Source organism: Mucilaginibacter koreensis (assembly GCF_054783355.1).
This window is the reverse complement of record NZ_BAAGQS010000001.1, coordinates 1,483,621-1,498,024: the sequence shown is the minus strand read 5'-3', so window position 1 is coordinate 1,498,024 and position 14,404 is coordinate 1,483,621. Positions and strand designations below refer to the sequence as shown.

The following is a 14,404-nucleotide window of genomic DNA, read 5'->3' as shown; positions in this document are numbered from 1 at the left end:
TGAATAGTACTAATCAGCTTCTGCTTCCTGTAAGTACATCTCATCAATAACCTGTGCGTATTTCTTTTCAATCACTTTACGCTTGGCTTTCATGGTTACGGTAATTTCGCCCTCCTCCATACTGAACGGATTGCGTTTGATTACAAAGTTTTTGATGCGCTCAAATTTGGCCAACTCGTTGGATAATTTGCGGATGTCCTGATTGATCCAATCTGTAATTTCTTTGTTGTCAATAAATTGGTTGGGTTGATTGAAGAAATCATCCTTTAAATGGAATGTCTCCTGCAACAGATCACGCGAAGGAATAATAATGGCGGTTACATACTCCCGTTTATCACCTACTAAAAACACACCTTCAATTTTGGGGCTCTTCAGGTAGGCGTTTTCTACCGGGGTAGGGTAAATGTTTTTGCCGTAAGCATTCACCAGCATGTTCTTCAAACGGTCGGTAATCTGGATGTTGCCCTTAAAGAAGCGCCCGATATCACCGGTATGGAACCAGCCGTCGGTATCAATAGCGGCCTTAGTTTCCTCGGGCTTATTCCAGTAACCTTTCATTACCGATATGCCGCGGATCAGGATTTCACCTTCTTCCGATTGATAATCAGGGTTGAACGACTCGTGGCTTTGAATGGTATAGATACGGCGGGTATCAATGTTTTGTATTGCTACCTCTGTGCCCGGCATAATGCGGCCGGCGGTACCGTATACTTGGCGGTCAAACTCAGTTACGGCCATCGGGCCGGTAGTTTCGGTTAAGCCAAAGCCCTCTAAAATGCGGATGCCCAGGTTGCCAAAAAATTCGCCTACCTGCTTAGGGAGTGCACCGCCGCCCGAAATGAGGAATTTTATTTGTCCGCCCGTTTTTTCCTTGATTTTGCTGAATACCAGTTTTTCGGCAATTTTATGCTGTTGGCTCAGTATAAAGCCCGGCTTCTTACCGGCTTCCAGCACTTTACGGTGTTTCTCGCCGATACGGAAAGCCCACAAAAATATTTTGGTTTTAATACCACCTGCCGAGGTGCCGCTTTTAATGGCCTTGTCATGTATGCGCTCGAGTAAGCGGGGTACGCAGTTCATGATAGTCGGCTTAATTTCGGCCATGTTTTTGGCCAGCAATTCTAAACTTTGCGAAAAAGCAATACGGCAACCGGCACCGGTACAAATGTAATAGGTTGCTGCTCTTTCAAATACGTGTGATAGCGGCAGAAAAGACAAAAAGGTATCCGTTGGCTCCACGTTCGGTATCTGGTTCAATCCTTCCTGAACGGTTAATACAAAGTTGCTGTGTGTCAGCATTACGCCTTTGGGAATACCTGTGGTACCCGATGTATAAATAAGGCAGGACAAATCGGATGGTAATACGGCCTCGCGGGCAATATCTATGGCCTGGCGGTATTGTTCCACTACGGCTTTGCCCTCGGCTATGAGTTTAGCAAAGCTGAGTATACCGGCGTTGAGGCTTACCTTCTCGGTGTATTTGGCGTAATCATCAAAAGCAGGGATGATACGCAGCAATGTAGGGCAATTGTTAGCCACCTTCAACACTTTTCGCAATAGGAAGGGGTTGCCCACCAAAATGGCCTTCATACCCGAATCGTTGATGATATATTCGGTTTCTGATTCAGTAAGGGTGGGGTAAATAGAGGCATTTACCGCGCCGATTTGCTGTATGGCCTGGTCAAAATAAATATAATCGGGGCCGTTTTCAATCAGCAAACCTAACCGGTCGCCTTTTTGAATACCCATATCCAGCAACCATGCCGAGATGGCATCCGCCTTGTCTAAAGTCTCGCGGTAGGAAATATCTACCCAATTGGCGCCTACCTTATGTGTCATAAAAGTATGGCTGTCGGGATGAAGTGTTGCTACCGTATTGCGTATCAGGTCAGGTACCGTAAAATGGGATTTAACCGGGTTCATCTAGGTTTTAATCGGGTTTATTGAACAAACTTAAAGTAATTGTTAATAAAAACAAAGGGTATCGATATCGGAGTATTAGCTAAACAGGTTTTGTTAAAAAACTGTTTAGCATATGCTGTAAATAGCTTTCGATATTTTGATGGATTTAAAATGGCTGTTTGTTTAGAAAGTAGATTCTATCTTTCCCTTTAAGTGATATTACATTTCTATATTGTATTCATTATTTGCTCTTTAGTCCTCTTAATTGATTAACCATGACCATAAATTATCAAACACAGCTGAACAATCACCGGGCAAGCCCTAAAAATTCTGCCCTTACTCTTGAGCCACTTACTTTAGAGCAAGTTGAACAATTGGAGCAGCAATATAATGGAGGAAAGAACTTTCCTGCTGCTTTGCGCGAGCTATTGTACTTAGCAGGTCAGTATTGTTATGTGGTAGATACCGGATTGAATGAAACACAGCAGGAAATGCAGGAGCATGTAAGAGCATTAATGATTGATCCGGAATATGAGTATTACTGCAGCATTCCCCGGCCCTTTTACATATTTGAGGTACTTGATGGTGGTGAGCAATTTCAATTTGTGTATTTAGACGAGAATCAGGAGGACCCTGTGATTCATGTGGCCGAGTTATATGAGAACCGCGATGGAAATCCTTGGATTAAAAAATTGAATTTTACTTTGTCTCAAGTTATAAATGAAAGGGTATCGCGCATGCTTAGGGGAGAATCACCTTATTAAGTTTTCTACAGCTAATTAAAAGCAAAGATTCTATATAAAAAAAAGGGCATTGTAGATGCCCTTTTTTTTATATAAATAATATAATTTATACCGAAAAGCTTTCGCCGCAGCCGCAGGTGCGGCTGGCGTTAGGGTTATGGAAGTTGAAACCTTTACCGTTCAACCCATCAGAGAAATCAAGCTCGGTACCGGCCAGGTATAAAAATGATTTCATATCCAAAGCCATACGTACGCCTTTATCCTCGAAAAATTGATCGCCTTTCTTTTCTTCGTTGTCGAAATCCAAGTTATATGATAACCCTGAACAACCGCCACCCTGAACGGACACCCTTAAAAAATAAGAAGCGTCCAGCCCTGCATCCTGCATCAGGTGGTCAATTTTATCTTTTGCTTTATCCGTTACGGTAACCATTTTTATTAGAGTCAAGAACCAAGAGACAAGAACCAAGACCAAAAATAAACACTATAATGTCTTGACTCTTGGTTCTTATCTCTTGATTCTATTTATTAATGATGTGTTTTTTCCAGTTCGATGGCTTCCAGGCCGTTTTTAACGCGGTAATCGTTAATGGCGGCTTTGATGGCATCTTCGGCCAGTACAGAGCAGTGAATTTTTACCGGAGGTAAAGCCAGCTCTTCTACAATGTCCATGTTGTCAATTTTCATGGCATCGTCAATGCTTTTGCCTTTCAGCCACTCGGTAGCCAGTGATGATGAAGCAATGGCCGAACCGCAACCGAAAGTTTTAAACTTCGCGTCGGTAATTACATTGTTCTCATCTACCTGAATTTGCAGGCGCATTACGTCGCCGCACTCAGGTGCACCTACTAAGCCGGTACCTACCATGGTGCTGCTTTTATCTAATGTACCCACGTTGCGCGGGTTGGTGTAATGGTCAATTACTTTATCTGAATAAGCCATAGCTTTAAGTATTTAGTTGTTAAGTTAAAGGTCAAAATTAAAAAGTCAAAAACTGTTGCCGACTTGTCAATTTATCGCTCAATTTTTATTCCAATTCATCATTTGCACATTCGCATAGTCACGCATCTGCACATCCGGTATTTAGTGTTCTGCCCACTCAATAGAGTTCAGGTCGATACCTTCTTTGAACATTTCCCACAGTGGTGAAAGTTCGCGCAGGTGAGTAACGGCCTTGCGGGTAATTTCAATGGCGTAATCCACTTCCTCTTCGGTGGTGAAACGGCCTAAACCGAAACGGATAGAAGAGTGAGCTAAGTCATCAGACAAGCCTAAACTCTTCAACACATAAGATGGCTCTAATGAAGCTGAAGTACAGGCCGAACCTGATGATACCGCCAAATCCTTCATGGCCATCATTAAACCTTCACCTTCTACGTATTTAAAAGAGATGTTGGCTACATGCGGTAAGCGGTGTTCTACATTACCGTTTACATAGCTTTCTTCCAGTTGGGTCAGCTCGGCTTGCAGCTTATCGCGCAGGGCAGAAAGGCGTACTGCTTCTTCAGCCATTTCGTTGTAAGAAATTTCGCAAGCTTTACCCAATCCTACAATGCCCGGTACGTTTAAGGTACCTGAACGCATGCCGCGCTCGTGGCCGCCACCGTCCATCTGGGCAGTAACTTTAACCCGTGGGTTTTTACGGCGAACATATAATGCACCTACACCTTTAGGACCATACATTTTGTGAGCAGAAAGGGCCAGCAGGTCAATACCATCAGCATTAACATCTACCGGAATTTTACCTACTGCCTGGGTGGCATCGGTCATGAACAGGGCACCGTGCTTGTGGGCAATGGCTGCAATTTCTTTAACCGGCTGAATAACGCCAATCTCGTTGTTACCATACATGATAGAAACCAGGATGGTTTCTGGTGTCATGGCGGCTTCCAGTTGCTCCAGGTTTACCAAACCGTCTTCCTGCACAGGCAGGTAAGTAACACGGGCACCCAGTTTTTCAATATGCTTGCAGGTATCTAAAACAGCTTTATGCTCGGTAACGGCAGTAATAACGTGGTTACCTTTATCCTTATACATCTCAAATACGCCTTTGATGGCCAGGTTATCCGACTCGGTTGCGCCAGAGGTAAAGATGATTTCTTTCTCGTTAGCACCAATCAGTTTTGCTACCTGCTCGCGGGCATAATCAACAGCTTCTTCAGCTAACCAACCAAAATGGTGATTACGGCTTGCCGCGTTACCAAATTTTTGGGTAAAATAGGGAATCATTGCTTCCAGCACCCGTGGATCCATAGGTGTGGTTGCATTGTTATCTAAATATACAGGGATGTTCATAGTCAATAATTAACAGTACAAAGATACGCAAGAATTATTGTAAATATAGTTAAAAGGCAGGTATTATAGCTTAAGGCAGTCATTAATTTGCAATATTTGGGCATGAAGAAAATTGAGCATATCGGTATTGCGGTCAACAGCATTCAATCGGCAGGCGCAGTGTATGAGCAACTGCTGAATACCGGCATTTATAAAACCGAATTGGTGGAGAGCGAAAATGTAAACACGGCTTTCCTGCAAACCGGCCCGAACAAAATTGAATTGCTGGAAGCGCTGAGTGACGATAGTGCCATTGCCAAATTTATAGCGAGAAAAGGAGAGGGTATACATCATATCGCCTTTGAGGTGGATGATATCCGCGCTGAAATGCAGCGCCTGAAGCAGCAAGGTTTTGTTTTGCTAAACGAAGAACCAAAGCCGGGTGCCGATAATAAACTGGTGTGCTTTGTGCACCCTAAAAGTGCCAATGGGGTATTGATAGAGTTATGCCAAGATATCAATTAAATTTGTGAGGTAATAAATTAAATATCACAGAACAGCTAATCTGTACTTAATTGGCAGTGTCACCATAGTGACACTGCTGCGGGTGCTGCATGTGTTGCGCGCAGCACTAACGCAGCGGACATACCGGCAACGCGCTTCACCTCTATATAAAGACATAAATACTTTTTTTACTTTTGACTTTTTACTTTTGAATTATTCCCTTATATTTGCACCACTTTTGAAAGAAAAGTAATTAAGACGATGAAAAAAGACCTGCATCCTTCAAATTATAGATTAGTGGTTTTCAAAGACATGTCAAACGACTATGCTTTCCTGACCAAATCATGCATTGATACCCGCGAGACTACCAAATGGGAAGATGGTAACGAGTATCCTTTAGTGAAATTAGAAATTTCTCACACTTCTCACCCGTTCTATACTGGTAAGATGAAACTGGTAGATACTGCCGGCCGTATTGATAAATTCCGTAACCGTTACAAAAAATAATCGGTTACCGTTTAAAATATTCGAAAGTCCCGCTCCAGCAGCCGGGACTTTTTTTATTTTTGCGCAATGGCAATTATCTTATTTGATGATAACGCGCATCTGTCTTTACTTCCGTTAACGTTTACCCGCCCAGTTGCCAACCTGCGTATGGGCGTTCTTACCATCGCCGAAAAATGGGCCAAACGCTTTCAGTTAGCTTATTCTTATTACACCCAGCCATATCTGCAAACTAAGTTTCCGCTGGTAATTGAGGAGCGCAACCTGCTCATCAATGGTTCGGTTTGTCCCGATGAGCGACTGGTGGATGCCATTTTAGCATTAAACGGTGGTGGGCAGGCACTGGTAAAAGGCGATTTGCTGATTGCGGTTAAGCTATCGGCACAGCAAATGCCATACTTCAATCCGCAGCACATATCCGAAGATACAGTTCAGTACCAGCACGATATCACCTGCATACGCAACCCCGAAGATATTTTCAGGTTGAACCCGGTAGAACTGCGGAGCGATTTTAAACTGCTTACCCAGGGCCGCAGCAGTGCCGCTATCAGCAGCACCAACGTCATCATCGGCGATCAGTTTTTTGCTGAAGAAGGTGCCGAGGCCGAATGCTCAACCTTTAATACCAAAACAGGCCCTGTTTACCTGGCTGCAAACACCGAGGTTTGGGAGGGAGCGCATATCCGAGGCTCATTTGCTTTGTGCGAAAACTCGCAGGTAAAAATGGGCACGAAGATTTACGGCGGTACCACCATCGGGCCGCATTGCCGGGTGGGGGGCGAAATTAATAACGCTGTCATCTGGGGTAATTCATCCAAAGGGCACGAAGGCTACTTAGGCAACTCGGTAGTAGGGCAGTGGTGTAATTTTGGTGCGGATAGTAATAACTCGAACTTAAAAAACAATTACGCCGAAGTAAAGCTTTGGAGCTATGCGCAAAAGCGCTTCCGCAAAACCGGCCTGCAATTTTGCGGCTTGGTAATGGCCGACCATGCCAAATGCGGTATCAACACCATGTTTAATACAGGTACGGTGGTGGGCGTAAGTGCCAATGTGTTTGGTGCAGGCTACCCGCAAAATTTTATACCCGATTTTGCCTGGGGCGGGGCTGAGGGCTTTGAAACTTATACCCTGAACAAAATGCTCGAAACCGCAGCACGGGTATACGAGCGTAAAGGTATCACCGTAGATGAAGTGGAGCGGCAACTCATTACAGACATATTTAATTTAACGGAGCAATACAGAGAGGAATATTTTATATAATATTACACTCAATATAAAACATCTCCACTTGTCATTTCGACTGTAAGGAGAAATCCTCTTCGAGCGGTAAGTCTACTATAAGTTAGTCTTATAAAGAAGATTTCTCCTTACAATTGAAAGGACAATAAGGAAGTACAAATTGTAATCAACACACTAAAACAATACATTATGAGAAAAAAAATAGTAGCCGGCAACTGGAAAATGAACATGGACTATAACGAAGGTTTAGCCCTGTTTTCTGAAATTGCCAATATGGTAAAAGACGAAGTAACCGGCAACCAGCAAGCCGTGGTTTGCAGTCCGTTTATTCACCTGTACAGCTTAGTGCAATTGGCTAAAGGGGCCGATAAACTGGCTATTGGTGCACAAAATTGCCACCAGGCAGAAGCCGGCGCTTATACTGGTGAGATTTCTGCCAAAATGGTGAAATCAACAGGTGCCGCTTACGTCATCTTAGGCCACTCAGAGCGCCGCCAGTATTTTGGCGAGAACAACGAATTGCTGGCTCAAAAAACTGATGTAGCTTTGAAAAATGGTTTAAAGCCTATTTTCTGTATCGGCGAAACGTTGGAAGAGCGCGAAAATGATACTTTCTTCGATGTGATCAAAAAGCAATTGGCCGAAGGCGTTTTTCATTTAGACGAAGCACAATTTAGCCAGGTGGTTTTGGCTTACGAGCCAGTTTGGGCCATTGGTACCGGCAAAACCGCTACTGCCGAGCAGGCGCAGGAAATTCACGCCTTTATCCGTAACGAAGTTGCCGAGCAATACAACCAGGAAGTAGCTGATAACACCACCATACTATACGGTGGCAGCTGCAACCCTAAAAATGCCCCCGAACTGTTTGCCCAACCCGATATTGACGGCGGCCTGATTGGCGGCGCCTCTTTAAAGTCGCGCGACTTTTTGGATATTGTGAAGGTGTTTAATTAATTAGCTACACTTACTAACTACACGTCATTGCGAGGAACGAAGCAATCTATCTGCACCAAGTTTAAATAAAGGTGTATAAAGATTGCTTCGTTCCTCGCAATGACGTTTTTATTTTAAATATGAATTATTACGAACTTCTCTTCACCCTCATCACCCCCGAAGATTACCAGCGCGATTTACTCATCAATGAGCTGGCCGCTTTAGGCTTCGATACATTTGAAGAAACCGATTTAGGTTTTAAGGCCTATGTGCCGGCGGATGTATTTAACCAGGCTGCTGTTGAAGAAACTTTAAAATCTTACCATGAGCAGTTTACTTTTTCGTATGAAGTGAACCTAATTCCGCAAAAAAATTGGAACGAGGTATGGGAAAGTAACTTTGAGCCGATACAAATTGGTGATCAGGTATGGGTAAGGGCTACCTTTCATGAAGCCAAACCTGCTTTTCCGTATGAAATTGTGATTGACCCTAAAATGGCTTTTGGTACCGGGCATCACCAAACCACCGCCATGATGATGGCGCTGATGTTGGAGAATGACTTTGCCGGTAAAGAAGTACTCGATATGGGTTGCGGTACTGGAATTTTAGCCATACTGGCCGCCAAGTTAAAAGCTGGCCGGATAGTAGCTATCGATTATGACCAGGTTTGTTACGATAGCACGATAGAAAATGCCTTACTCAACCAGGTAAACAATATTACTGCTTTATGCGGCTCAAAGGAAGCCATACCCAATGAGCAATATGATATCATCCTGGCCAACATTAACCGCAATATTCTGCTCGACCAGATGGAGCGATATAACGAAGCGTTGAAAGAAGGTGGCGAAATCTATTTCAGTGGGTTTTATGAGACACCCGATTTGGAAATAATCACCGATGAAGCCCGCAAATACGGCTTAAAATATATCACCCATAAAAAAATGAAAGACTGGGTGGCGGCTAAGTTTGTGAAGTAGGAGAGCGTCAAGAGACAAGAATTAAGATAACAATTTAAAACTGTCATTCTGAGCGATAGCGAAGACCTGTACATAGATTAACAAATATACAAGTCCTTCGCTATCGCTCAGAATGACAGTTTTTTAATAGCCTACTGTAAAGCGACGCTTTACATAAGTATTACTTTCCAGTTCATCTACAATAGCTACAGCTAAATCTTCTACCGAGATATCGCATTTACCATTTTCATCAAACACTGGGTTATCAGTGCCTAACCTGAATTTGCCTGTGCGCTCGCCGGGGTGCAGATTAATAGCCGGGCTCAAGAAAGTCCAGTCCAATTCTTGTTCCTGCTTTAAAGTATTGAGGTAATCACGGGCGGCAGTAGCTCCACTTTTCCATTCGGCCGGAAATTCAGGCGAATCTACCAGTTGTTTGCCCGGTTCAATTTCCAGGCTTCCGGCACCGCCTACCACCAGTAAGCGCTTTACACCGGCTTGTTTGGTGGCTTGCTGTATAGCTTCAGATCCTTTAATGAAATCCTGGTACAGGTTGGGGTTGGTCCAGCCTGCATTAAATGTACTCACCACCGCATCAGCGCCCTGCAGGGCAGCAGTCAAAGCATCAATATCAAAAGCGTCAACAGCCTGAGTTTGCAGCTTTTCGTGGTTAATTGCTAAAGCTTCCGGTTTGCGCGCCAGGGCTAAAACTTCGTAGCCGCGGTTTAAAGCTTCGTTTACTACACGTGTACCTACAAGGCCGGTAGCGCCAACAATTGCAATTTTCATAATGTTTAAATTGTAAGATTAAATATTACAGTTATGTATAAAAAAGATAAGATTAGTTAAACTGTTTAGTAAAAGCAGCTAAAGAGACATTACTTAGCTGCTTTATCATGTTTTCATTAAGGTTTGCAGATAAACTGTCTAAATGCTGGTTAATGTGTTTGCCTACAGTACATTTTGGGTTAGGCTGGTTCTTTGCCCTGCCCAAAAGCGGTGCTTCGCTTACAGCTTTATACACATCTGCCAGGTTAATCTGGGTTGCATCCTTGGCAAGCGTATAGCCTCCGTTCTTGCCTTCGCGGCTTTCAATTAAACCTAAAGCTTTCAGGTTGCTGATTTCTTTACGAATGAGCACCGGGTTCACATTCACGCTGCCGGCAATATAGTCGGATGATAATTGTGCCCCATCTGCATGTTGCAAAAGGGTTAAAATGTGTAAAGCAATTTGAAAGCGACCGCTCATACTGTAATTTTATTTATTACAGTACAAAGGTAATTAAATGCCTCAAAGTTTTATCTGAATATCGGAACATGAATATACTGTGACAATAGTGTTTCATGAACACCGAAATAGTTTTGCCACAACACTGCTTTTTTGTTTATTTGTGCATTGCTTTTAAGGCAATATTCTTTTACATGAAAGTACACTTCATTGCTATAGGCGGCAGTGCTATGCACAACCTCGCTATGGCTTTGCACCAAAAAGGCTTTACCGTTACCGGATCCGATGATGTGCTGTTCGAGCCATCAGTTTCACGTTTAAAAAAATATGGCTTGCTGCCCGCCGAATTAGGCTGGCACCCCGACCGTATTACACCTGATTTGGATGCGGTGATATTAGGTATGCATGCGCGAGTAGACAACCCCGAACTGCTGAAAGCGCAGGAGTTGGGCTTAAAAATATACTCTTACCCTGAGTATATCTACGAGCAATCAAAAACGAAGCAACGTGTAGTAATAGGTGGGAGCCACGGCAAAACCACTATTACCTCAATGATTTTGCATGCGCTGAAAGCAGCAGGTAAAAATTTTGATTACCTGGTAGGGGCATTGCTCGAAGGCTTTGAAACCATGGTGCGCCTAACCAATGAAGCGCCTGTGATTATTATTGAAGGAGATGAATATTTGTCGTCGCCTATTGATCGCCGGCCTAAATTTCATTTATACAAAGCAGATGTAGCCGTCATTAGCGGCATTGCTTGGGATCATATCAACGTTTTTCCTACGTTTGAAAACTACATTCAACAGTTTGAAATTTTTATTCAAACCATACAACCGAATGGCACCGTGTACTACGCTGCTAACGATGAAGTATTAAACCAAGTCATTGCAGATAACCAGTCGCCCGTAACAAAGCTGCCGTATACTTTGCCCAACTATCAGGTAGAAGACGGGGTTACCAGTATTAAGTTTCAAGGCGAAAGTTATCCGTTGGAAGTATTCGGTGAGCATAACCTGCTCAACCTGGAAGCTGCACGTTCGGTATGTAATAGTTTGGGTATTGATACTGCTGACTATTACGGATACATGACTACCTTTAAGGGAGCGGCGCGGCGCCTGGAGCTGTTGGGTAAAAATGAAAGCGCCAATGTGTACAAAGATTTTGCGCATTCGCCATCTAAGTTAAAGGCAACTATACAGGCGGTTAAACAGCAGTTCCCCGACCGTGAGCTGGTGGCCTGCATGGAATTGCATACTTTCAGCAGCCTGAATAAAGAGTTTTTAGCTGAGTATGCGGGTGCAATGGATGAAGCGGATACCGCAATTGTTTACATTGATGCAAAAACGTTTGAACAGAAAAAAATGGAACCTTACGAGGCGAACGTGGTTAAAGATGCTTTTCAGCGCACTGATTTGCAATTTTTTAACTCATCTGCTGAGTTGGTAACTTACCTGGAAAGTTTTGCTTATGCAGATAAAAACCTGCTTTTAATGAGTTCAGGTAACTTTGGAGGATTGGATTTACAAGACCTCAGTAACAAAGTTATCCACAAATTTGTTTAAAATATTTTTATATTGAATTATTGTTGTAACTTTATTAACTATTGAGAAATCCCTTATCCTTAATTAAATGAAATGAAAACATTGGGCAAAAAAATCAGATTATTACGTCATCAAAAGGGCTGGAGCCAGGAAGATGTAGCTAAACGGCTGGATATTTCTATTCCTGCTTTTTCAAAAATCGAAACCGGTATCACCGACATCAACCTGTCGAGACTGGAGCAGATTGCCACACTTTTTGAAATGTCGGTAGTGCAGTTACTTACCTTTAACGATGCTGAATACGAGCAAAAATATGTTAACGAATTAGAGAACGTTAACAAGAAGTTAATGGACAGAGAAACTGAAGTGATTGATTTGCAAAAGAAAGTAATTGAACTTTTTGAAGAGCTGCGCCAAAGCAAAGCTACTGCCTAAGCATTCAGTTCTATAGCATAAAAAAAGCCGGATCATATGATCCGGCTTTTTTTATGGAAATATGTACCGCATGGTAGCATGTTTCTTATCAAGCGTAGCCTCCATGGCATGCTGTAGCGCCAGCATTTGCTCATTAAAATCGCCTACCCATGAGAGTTCAAGCTCGTCATATTTGTTCAGCGGTAATACATACTCCTTCGTTTTAATGAATAGTACCGATTCCAAGCCATGTTTTTGAAATTTCTTTTTAGTTCCCATCACCACCGCCCGCATACGGTTTACACCCTTCCACCGGTAGTATAAAAACTTCAGTTTGCCTATAAGGTCCAGTTTGCCGTTCAAGTGTTTAAATATCTGGTTGGCATCGGGCATAATTAACAAAAAGGCGGCCGGCTCGTTGTTAACATAGGCAAACCATATGAGCTGCTCGTCAATTAAGGGCTTCATTTTCTTGAAAGTTTCAAGAATGGTATTGCGATTGATGGGTACGAAGTTTTCAAAATTTTGCCAGGCGTCATTGTAAATCTCCATAAAATCGGCAGCAAACTGCTCAATCTTACGGCTCTCAAAATGCCTGAATTCGTACCCCGGCTTATTTCTTACCCAGGTAGCAATTTTGGTAAAACGCTCGGGGAAAGATTTATGTGAGCTCAACAGATGGGTAATCTGCTCATATTGAGTAATAAAGCCATAAGCATCAAAAAATTTTTTGTAATAGGGTGGGTGGTAATTCATGCCATAAGAGGGCGGTGTAAACCCTTCAATCAGCAATCCCCAAAATGTATCATTCTCACCAAAATTAATGATTCCGTCCATGGCCTGCATACCATTGGCTTTCAGCCATTCTTTAGCGGTATCAAATAAAAAGAAGGCCGCTTTTTCATCGTTAATTACTTCGAAAAAGCCAATACCCCCGGTAGGCTGTGGATTGTTAAACGCTTTTTTTTGATTGATGAATGCAGCTGTGCGGCCAATTAGTTGGTTGCTGTCATCCAGCAAAATCCAGCGGGTAATTTTGCCAAACTGATGAAAATTGTTTCTCTGAGGATCAAACACGGCTTCAATGTCGTTGTCCAGCGGCCTGATCCAGTTTGGATCATTTTTGTACACCAGTGGGGCAACGGCTAAAAATTTCTTTTGGGTAGCTTTATCTTTTACTTCAACAACTTTCATTAACAGGCAGATAAATATAAAAAAGCATCCGTGCTCGAGAGGCGGATGCTTACAAATGTATTAGTTTAATTAACGCGAAGGTTAGTCTTCATCGTCATAATTCCTCAGGCTGTCATAATCAATATCCTCTAAAGGCATACTGTATTCGTCATCATCTTCGTCATCATCATCAAAGCGCCTTTTAGGTTTAGGCTGAGCTGCTTTAGCCCCAGGTGTTTTAGCGGAGGTTTTAGCAGCAGATTTTTTTACAGGTTTCTTTGGCGTTTCCATACTATTACTTGCTATATGTAAAAAAACAGGTCAAAATTTTTGTTATTTCCGGCGGCAGGTTTTATTACCTTACAGATTCAAAAATAACTAAATCAGCTATACTGTAAAAATAACAAAAAAATTATTCCTGCTGATTTCCAATGGTGTTTTCGGCCGGCTCCAAATCTTTCATCCTCGGGAGGTCGGTAAAGCTGTTTATTCCAAAATAATCTGCAAAATAAGGGCTTGTTTGGTAGATAACCGGCTTGCCTGGCGTAGTAGCTTTTCCTGCAATGCTAATGAGGTCTTTTTCCAATAATTTTTGAATGGTGTAATCGCAATTTACGCCTCGTATTTGTTCAACTTCGGTTTTAGTTACCGGCTGCCGGTAAGCAATAACGGCCAATGTTTCGAGAGCTGCCTGGCTCAGCTTCTTTTTTGAGCGTTGCAATTGCAAAAGGCCAATTACCTGGTGGTAGGGTTTCTTAGTCAGAAACTGATAGCCGTTATTGATTTTTACCAGTTCAATGGCCAAATCTGCCTGAGCATAGCGACCCTTGATGTCGTCAATTGCCGCTAAAATTTGAACTTCTGTATAATCGCTTTCAGAAGTCTGCTGCAGGCAAAATATGATTTCTTCAATTCTTATGCCTTGTTCAGAGGCGAAGATCAGGGCTTGAATTTGTTGTTGGAGGTTATCCATATTGAAAAACTATTTCT

The 14,404-nt window shown here is 42.7% G+C and carries 17 protein-coding genes; 8 read left to right on the top strand and 9 right to left on the bottom strand.

What is annotated here, in order from left to right:
- Window positions 1–9: 9 nt before the first annotated feature.
- Window positions 10–1,923, bottom strand: a complete 1,914-nt coding sequence (locus ACYVNW_RS06800) for an AMP-dependent synthetase/ligase (protein WP_460679093.1) — start codon at window positions 1,921–1,923, stop codon at window positions 10–12.
- A gap of 254 nt (window positions 1,924–2,177) precedes the next feature.
- Here ACYVNW_RS06800 and ACYVNW_RS06795 point away from each other — a divergent pair, with 254 nt between their 5' ends.
- Window positions 2,178–2,666, top strand: coding sequence for an SMI1/KNR4 family protein (locus tag ACYVNW_RS06795; protein ID WP_460679092.1), 489 nt, complete (start codon window positions 2,178–2,180; stop codon window positions 2,664–2,666).
- Window positions 2,667–2,751: 85 nt separating this feature from the next.
- On the opposite strand, the gene ACYVNW_RS06790 is transcribed toward ACYVNW_RS06795, so the two are convergent.
- From ACYVNW_RS06790 to ACYVNW_RS06780, 3 genes are all read right to left on the bottom strand, one after another.
- Window positions 2,752–3,078: a HesB/IscA family protein gene (locus ACYVNW_RS06790; protein WP_460679091.1), complete on the bottom strand. Its 327-nt coding sequence runs from the start codon at window positions 3,076–3,078 to the stop codon at window positions 2,752–2,754.
- A 95-nt stretch (window positions 3,079–3,173) separates the two neighbouring features.
- Window positions 3,174–3,587: a Fe-S cluster assembly scaffold IscU gene (gene iscU / locus ACYVNW_RS06785; RefSeq protein WP_460679090.1), complete on the bottom strand. Its 414-nt coding sequence runs from the start codon at window positions 3,585–3,587 to the stop codon at window positions 3,174–3,176.
- Window positions 3,588–3,728: 141 nt separating this feature from the next.
- A complete protein-coding gene (locus ACYVNW_RS06780; protein WP_460679089.1) occupies window positions 3,729–4,940 on the bottom strand; it encodes an IscS subfamily cysteine desulfurase in 1,212 nt (403 codons plus the stop codon).
- 102 nt (window positions 4,941–5,042) lie between these two features.
- On the opposite strand from ACYVNW_RS06780, the gene mce reads away from it, so the two are divergent.
- The 5 genes from mce (at window position 5,043) to prmA (ending at window position 9,079) form a co-directional block, all read left to right on the top strand.
- Complete coding sequence (mce, locus tag ACYVNW_RS06775) at window positions 5,043–5,444, top strand: methylmalonyl-CoA epimerase (RefSeq protein ID WP_460679088.1); 402 nt, start codon at window positions 5,043–5,045, stop codon at window positions 5,442–5,444.
- A gap of 240 nt (window positions 5,445–5,684) precedes the next feature.
- Window positions 5,685–5,930, top strand: a complete 246-nt coding sequence (locus tag ACYVNW_RS06770) for a type B 50S ribosomal protein L31 (RefSeq protein WP_460679087.1) — start codon at window positions 5,685–5,687, stop codon at window positions 5,928–5,930.
- A 66-nt stretch (window positions 5,931–5,996) separates the two neighbouring features.
- Entirely contained in the window at window positions 5,997–7,190 is a 1,194-nt protein-coding gene (locus ACYVNW_RS06765) for a putative sugar nucleotidyl transferase (RefSeq protein WP_460679086.1), read from the top strand.
- A 168-nt stretch (window positions 7,191–7,358) separates the two neighbouring features.
- Window positions 7,359–8,123 (top strand): triose-phosphate isomerase, encoded by a 765-nt coding sequence (gene tpiA, locus ACYVNW_RS06760; protein ID WP_460679085.1) that lies wholly within the window; start codon window positions 7,359–7,361, stop codon window positions 8,121–8,123.
- A 119-nt stretch (window positions 8,124–8,242) separates the two neighbouring features.
- Window positions 8,243–9,079, top strand: a complete 837-nt coding sequence (prmA, locus tag ACYVNW_RS06755) for a 50S ribosomal protein L11 methyltransferase (RefSeq protein WP_460679084.1) — start codon at window positions 8,243–8,245, stop codon at window positions 9,077–9,079.
- A 123-nt stretch (window positions 9,080–9,202) separates the two neighbouring features.
- On the opposite strand, the gene ACYVNW_RS06750 is transcribed toward prmA, so the two are convergent.
- Complete coding sequence (locus ACYVNW_RS06750) at window positions 9,203–9,847, bottom strand: NAD(P)-dependent oxidoreductase (RefSeq protein ID WP_460679083.1); 645 nt, start codon at window positions 9,845–9,847, stop codon at window positions 9,203–9,205.
- Between the two features lie 52 nt (window positions 9,848–9,899).
- A complete protein-coding gene (locus ACYVNW_RS06745) occupies window positions 9,900–10,307 on the bottom strand; it encodes an Rrf2 family transcriptional regulator (protein WP_460679082.1) in 408 nt (135 codons plus the stop codon).
- 173 nt (window positions 10,308–10,480) lie between these two features.
- On the opposite strand from ACYVNW_RS06745, the gene ACYVNW_RS06740 reads away from it, so the two are divergent.
- Window positions 10,481–11,848 (top strand): UDP-N-acetylmuramate--L-alanine ligase, encoded by a 1,368-nt coding sequence (locus ACYVNW_RS06740; protein ID WP_460679081.1) that lies wholly within the window; start codon window positions 10,481–10,483, stop codon window positions 11,846–11,848.
- A gap of 72 nt (window positions 11,849–11,920) precedes the next feature.
- Window positions 11,921–12,262, top strand: coding sequence for a helix-turn-helix domain-containing protein (locus ACYVNW_RS06735; protein ID WP_460679080.1), 342 nt, complete (start codon window positions 11,921–11,923; stop codon window positions 12,260–12,262).
- Between the two features lie 51 nt (window positions 12,263–12,313).
- On the opposite strand, the gene ACYVNW_RS06730 is transcribed toward ACYVNW_RS06735, so the two are convergent.
- The 3 genes from ACYVNW_RS06730 to scpB all read right to left on the bottom strand — a co-directional run bounded on the left by ACYVNW_RS06730 (window position 12,314) and on the right by scpB (window position 14,387).
- Window positions 12,314–13,435 (bottom strand): GNAT family N-acetyltransferase, encoded by a 1,122-nt coding sequence (locus ACYVNW_RS06730; protein WP_460679079.1) that lies wholly within the window; start codon window positions 13,433–13,435, stop codon window positions 12,314–12,316.
- A gap of 81 nt (window positions 13,436–13,516) precedes the next feature.
- Window positions 13,517–13,705: a hypothetical protein gene (locus ACYVNW_RS06725; protein WP_460679078.1), complete on the bottom strand. Its 189-nt coding sequence runs from the start codon at window positions 13,703–13,705 to the stop codon at window positions 13,517–13,519.
- 121 nt (window positions 13,706–13,826) lie between these two features.
- Window positions 13,827–14,387 (bottom strand): SMC-Scp complex subunit ScpB, encoded by a 561-nt coding sequence (gene scpB / locus ACYVNW_RS06720; protein WP_460679077.1) that lies wholly within the window; start codon window positions 14,385–14,387, stop codon window positions 13,827–13,829.
- Between the last annotated feature and the right edge of the window lie 17 nt (window positions 14,388–14,404).

What these genes read in the sequence shown, in the direction of transcription:
- ACYVNW_RS06730 (WP_460679079.1), bottom strand. Translation starts at nt 13,435, where the DNA reads ATGAAAGTTGTTGAAGTAAAAGATAAAGCTACCCAAAAGAAATTTTTA.
- ACYVNW_RS06800 (WP_460679093.1), bottom strand. Translation starts at nt 1,923, where the DNA reads ATGAACCCGGTTAAATCCCATTTTACGGTACCTGACCTGATACGCAAT.
- ACYVNW_RS06790 (WP_460679091.1), bottom strand. Translation starts at nt 3,078, where the DNA reads ATGGTTACCGTAACGGATAAAGCAAAAGATAAAATTGACCACCTGATG.
- scpB (WP_460679077.1), bottom strand. Translation starts at nt 14,387, where the DNA reads ATGGATAACCTCCAACAACAAATTCAAGCCCTGATCTTCGCCTCTGAA.
- ACYVNW_RS06780 (WP_460679089.1), bottom strand. Translation starts at nt 4,940, where the DNA reads ATGAACATCCCTGTATATTTAGATAACAATGCAACCACACCTATGGAT.
- ACYVNW_RS06740 (WP_460679081.1), top strand. Translation starts at nt 10,481, where the DNA reads ATGAAAGTACACTTCATTGCTATAGGCGGCAGTGCTATGCACAACCTC.
- ACYVNW_RS06765 (WP_460679086.1), top strand. Translation starts at nt 5,997, where the DNA reads ATGGCAATTATCTTATTTGATGATAACGCGCATCTGTCTTTACTTCCG.
- mce (WP_460679088.1), top strand. Translation starts at nt 5,043, where the DNA reads ATGAAGAAAATTGAGCATATCGGTATTGCGGTCAACAGCATTCAATCG.
- ACYVNW_RS06735 (WP_460679080.1), top strand. Translation starts at nt 11,921, where the DNA reads ATGAAAACATTGGGCAAAAAAATCAGATTATTACGTCATCAAAAGGGC.
- ACYVNW_RS06750 (WP_460679083.1), bottom strand. Translation starts at nt 9,847, where the DNA reads ATGAAAATTGCAATTGTTGGCGCTACCGGCCTTGTAGGTACACGTGTA.
- tpiA (WP_460679085.1), top strand. Translation starts at nt 7,359, where the DNA reads ATGAGAAAAAAAATAGTAGCCGGCAACTGGAAAATGAACATGGACTAT.
- ACYVNW_RS06795 (WP_460679092.1), top strand. Translation starts at nt 2,178, where the DNA reads ATGACCATAAATTATCAAACACAGCTGAACAATCACCGGGCAAGCCCT.
- ACYVNW_RS06745 (WP_460679082.1), bottom strand. Translation starts at nt 10,307, where the DNA reads ATGAGCGGTCGCTTTCAAATTGCTTTACACATTTTAACCCTTTTGCAA.
- prmA (WP_460679084.1), top strand. Translation starts at nt 8,243, where the DNA reads ATGAATTATTACGAACTTCTCTTCACCCTCATCACCCCCGAAGATTAC.
- ACYVNW_RS06725 (WP_460679078.1), bottom strand. Translation starts at nt 13,705, where the DNA reads ATGGAAACGCCAAAGAAACCTGTAAAAAAATCTGCTGCTAAAACCTCC.
- iscU (WP_460679090.1), bottom strand. Translation starts at nt 3,587, where the DNA reads ATGGCTTATTCAGATAAAGTAATTGACCATTACACCAACCCGCGCAAC.
- ACYVNW_RS06770 (WP_460679087.1), top strand. Translation starts at nt 5,685, where the DNA reads ATGAAAAAAGACCTGCATCCTTCAAATTATAGATTAGTGGTTTTCAAA.